Raw genomic sequence first — 1,914 nt, forward strand, 5'->3', positions numbered from 1 at the left:
CTCCTAGCCTTAGAATCAGTATGGTCGGATTCAATACATTTTCATTCACTGTGGTGAAGCTCCGTTTTTGAGCTTCATGGGTGGCTAACGCATGCATTAGTTGAACAACATTAAAGCTGCTTCGGTAGCTTTTTCTTATACAAGTAAATGGCAGGTTAGTGGAATAAAGGATTGTTGTTTTTATTGGTGTAATAAATTAAAATTTTCATAAAGTTTGTAACTATACAGGTGATAAAAATGAATAAAACTTATAAAAACTTATTTGATGAATATGTAAAAGAACTAGATAATGCTGTTTCATTTGAAGAAGATAAACTAGATTCAATTCGAGAAAAATTGTTCAATGAAGGAAAATCTGAGGAAGAAATTGAGAATTTTATAATGGGAAAATTTGATCCTATATGCTGTTCTGGACGTGTTATTGCAGTATTCAGGAAATATTGGTTAAAGTGCAATCAATTAAATGCTCATTACAATAAAAATGGTTCAAGCGAGTATGTTAACCCAAAGATATTTACAATTGATTGGCTATCAAACGATGGAGACCCTTATGAATTATTTGAATTAATGAATGGTATGCCTTACTTCCCAATTGGAATAGACGAAAATGGTGATTATTGTTAATATGCTTATGCAACTAACTAATGCGTTAGTTTGAGATCACGAGCTGCTAAATAAGCAACTTTTTAGGTTCCAATTAAAAATTAATAATGTACTACTATATAATTACCAAACATATTTTTAAATTGAATAAAGGGATAGTGGTAATAATTGTTTAATATTAACCTTAGCTAGTTCAATATAAGTAAAGTTCAAGGGGGATTTAGGTGGGAGATAAAATTAAAAGGATAGTAGGTTATTTATTATATTTGATTGTATTAGGTATAGTAATCTCAGTTGGTTTAAAGCATCAGAATAATCTTCTTAAGCAAAGTGGTGTTACCTATGATTTATTTGATTATTATAAATTTCAAACTATGTTTCCTTTAATTATTGGAGCAATGTTGGCGATTCCTCATAATATTAAGAACTTCTTCAAACATGGAGATTGGAAATTCAATTGGGTTCGATTTATTGTACTAGGAATTCCTACTTTATATTTTGTTATTACGCCGTACTTATTCTTAAAACAATTAATTTCTATGAAATATCCTTTAATGAAATACATTATGGGAGGGTATTTTGGAAGTTCAACACCTACACTAATTGCAATAATTGGAATAGCAGCAGGTTATTTTGTACTTACAAGTCTTGAAAAAAAAGCTACCAGTGGATCCGTAAATAATAGCTATTTCAACTAAAAATATATCTAGGCACTGAGTTCTCTGATTTTGTTCTTTACCTATTTATTTAAAATCTTATGCAACTAACGCATGCATTAGTTGAAGATCAGAAGCTGCTAATATGCGGCTTTTTTTATTAAAGTAAATGGCAGGATAGTTGAAAAAGTTTTTAAAAAGGAATGTCAATTTGACTGTCTTTTTTCAAATATAAGATATCAATATTTTATTTTAATAGAACGCATTTGTAAAAAAATACCAATTTACACCTAAGCAAATACTTCAAACACATGAGATATACATGCCATAAAATAACTTTGGTGATATGGCAATAAGTGCTATTTGAGGAGTATATCTAATAATATTTAAGGATGAGACCTATTTGAAGAAAGACAAGCATAAAGATAGTGAATGTAAATGCAAATGTAAATGTAAAGAAAACAAAGAACAAAAATGTGAATGTAATGATTGTCATAAATGTCAAAAGTGTTGTTGTTGCTGTTGTTGCGTTGGACCAAGAGGACCAAGAGGTAAAGAAGGAGATCGAGGTAAACGAGGGAGAACAGGAGCAACTGGAACAGCCGGAGCGACAGGAGCAACTGGAACAGCTGGAGCGACAGGAGCAACTGGAACA

The 1,914-nt window shown here is 30.8% G+C and carries 2 protein-coding genes and 1 pseudogene; all 3 read left to right on the forward strand.

Annotated elements, in window-relative coordinates; all coding sequences use genetic code 11:
- Nucleotides 1-237 precede the first annotated feature (237 nt).
- Nucleotides 238-624: a hypothetical protein gene (locus tag BM319_RS24255; protein WP_069034028.1), complete on the forward strand. Its 387-nt coding sequence runs from the start codon at nucleotides 238-240 to the stop codon at nucleotides 622-624.
- A 203-nt stretch (nucleotides 625-827) separates the two neighbouring features.
- Nucleotides 828-1,301, forward strand: a complete 474-nt coding sequence (locus BM319_RS24260) for a hypothetical protein (RefSeq protein WP_069034027.1) — start codon at nucleotides 828-830, stop codon at nucleotides 1,299-1,301.
- A 361-nt stretch (nucleotides 1,302-1,662) separates the two neighbouring features.
- A pseudogene (locus tag BM319_RS24265) lies at nucleotides 1,663-1,914 on the forward strand (hypothetical protein); the annotation flags it as partial.

Source organism: Bacillus sp. UNCCL81 (assembly GCF_900112535.1).
Taxonomy (GTDB): Bacteria; Bacillota; Bacilli; order Bacillales; family Bacillaceae_G; genus Gottfriedia; species Gottfriedia luciferensis_B.